The sequence below is a fragment of the Campylobacter concisus genome (assembly GCF_902460895.1).
Taxonomy (GTDB): domain Bacteria; phylum Campylobacterota; class Campylobacteria; order Campylobacterales; family Campylobacteraceae; genus Campylobacter_A; species Campylobacter_A concisus_BC.
Genome location: NZ_CABPVL010000039.1, coordinates 1 through 684, shown reverse-complemented (window position 1 = coordinate 684; position 684 = coordinate 1). Strand labels below are relative to the sequence as shown.

General features: G+C 30.7%; 1 protein-coding gene. It reads left to right on the top strand.

The window, feature by feature from the left end:
- The coding region (locus F3G98_RS10285; protein WP_149726146.1) for a tetratricopeptide repeat protein at positions 1-684 on the top strand (684 nt) is incomplete at both ends.

Here is a 684-nt window from a genome sequence, read left to right as displayed (position 1 = left end):
CCCTGATACTGCTAATAGTTATAATGATATGGGATATGTTTATAGGAATATGGGTGACTATCCTAAAGCTTTAGAGTTTTATACAAAATCTTTAAATATATATGAGAAAGTTTTAGGTAAAGATCATCCTGATGTTGCTACCATTTATGGAAATATAGAGCATATTTATAAAAACGTAGGCAATCATCCTAAAACCTTAGAGTTTTATACAAAGGCTTTAAATATTGTTGAAGCGGTTTTAGGCAAAGACCATCCAAGTACTGCTACTATTTATAGTAAAATTGGATTTATTTATTATAATATTGGTGAGTACTCTAAAGCTTTAGATTTTTATACAAAAGCTTTAAACATACAGGAGAAAGTTTTAGGCAAAGATCATCCTGATACTGCTGCTACTTATAACAATATTGGCTCTGCTTACGATAGTATTGGCAATTACCCTAAGGCTTTAGAATTTTATACAAAAGCTTTGAATATAGTAGAGAAAGTTCTAGGCAAAGACCATCCTAATACTGCTATCAGCTATAACAATATAGGCTATGTCTATAATAGTATGGGTGATTACCCAAAAGCTTTAGAATTTTATACAAAAGCTTTAGATATAACAGAGAAAGTTTTAGGTAAAGACCATCCTAATACTGCTGCTGCTTATAACAATATAGGCTATGTCTATAATAGTATGGG